This window comes from Natronococcus sp. (assembly GCF_047921035.1).
Classification (GTDB): domain Archaea; phylum Halobacteriota; class Halobacteria; order Halobacteriales; family Natrialbaceae; genus Natronococcus.
In genome coordinates this window covers 1-563 of sequence record NZ_JBLRWX010000260.1, presented here as the reverse complement: position 1 = coordinate 563, position 563 = coordinate 1, and the positions used below count along the sequence as shown (strand labels likewise).

Below are 563 nucleotides of genomic sequence, written 5' to 3'. Positions count from 1 at the left end.
TGCTGCTCACCACCGGCCTGCACACGGACCATCCCGCACAGCGGCACGTGCAACTCTACGGCGACGGCGTCAAGGACATCGCCCTGACCGTCTTCGACGCTGAAAAGGCCTACGAACGCGCCCTCGCCAACGGCGGCGAATCCGCCTACGCCCCGCGCACCATCAAGGATGACAAGGGCACGGTCACCACGGCCGGCATCAAGACCTACGGCGAGGTCGTCGGGGTCGAGTCGCTCTCCTTTGCCGTCGAGGAGGGCGAGATCTTCGGCTTTCTGGGCCCCAACGGCGCGGGGAAGACGACGACGATCCGGGTCCTATTGGGACTGCTCTCGCCGACGGAAGGATCCGCGGAGGTGCTCGGCGCCGACGTGACGAACGAGGCGGCCCTGATCGAGGCGAAACGGCGGGTCGGCTACCTCCCCGCCGATCTTGGCTTCGACGAGGACGTCACCGGAAAGCGCGTCCTCGACTACTTCGCGTCGATCCGGGGCGACGAGCGCCGCGAGGAACTCCTCGAGATCTTCACGCCGCCCGTAGAGCGCGAGATCCGGGAGTACTCCTCG

1 protein-coding gene is annotated in these 563 nt (G+C 67.1%); it reads left to right on the top strand.

The features are described 5' to 3' along the window. Window positions 1-197: 197 nt before the first annotated feature. A partial coding sequence (locus ACNA7R_RS20595; RefSeq protein WP_416285394.1) for an ATP-binding cassette domain-containing protein occupies window positions 198-563 on the top strand: 366 nt, incomplete at its 3' end.